The sequence below is a fragment of the Liquorilactobacillus sicerae genome (assembly GCF_029916425.1).
Taxonomy (GTDB): domain Bacteria; phylum Bacillota; class Bacilli; order Lactobacillales; family Lactobacillaceae; genus Liquorilactobacillus; species Liquorilactobacillus sicerae.
Genome location: NZ_JAHAVQ010000308.1, coordinates 1 through 416, shown reverse-complemented (window position 1 = coordinate 416; position 416 = coordinate 1). Strand labels below are relative to the sequence as shown.

General features: G+C 61.8%; 1 protein-coding gene. It reads left to right on the top strand.

Annotated features, from left to right (window positions below; translation table 11 throughout):
- On the top strand, positions 1-416 hold a 416-nt coding region (locus KH893_RS12585), incomplete at both ends, for a hypothetical protein (protein WP_281166372.1).

Genomic DNA, 416 nt, shown 5'->3' with positions numbered 1-416 from the left:
CTTCAGCACCAACGGTTTGACCGGCTCGCTGCTGCGCCGTGGCGTGTTGCGCCAATTGGCCCAGCTCAAACACGGACAATTGATGGTCGTCGAGGATGGCGAACAAATGCTTTTCGGCACCCCGGGCAGTGCTCTGCTCGGCGAAGTCCATGTACTCGACCCGGCTCTGTGGGGCATGGTCGCCAGTAGCGGCTCGATCGGCGCCGGCGAAGCATTCATCCACGGCTATTGGAGTTCGCCGGACCTGACTGCTGTGGTGCGCGTATTCGTCAGCAATCTCGATGTACTCGATGCCATGGAGGGTGGCCTGGCGCGTCTGGGCCGGCCATTCGTGCAAGGCCTGCACTGGCTCAACCGCAACACGCGCAAGGGTTCGCAGAAAAACATCGCCGCGCACTACGACCTCGGCAATGAAC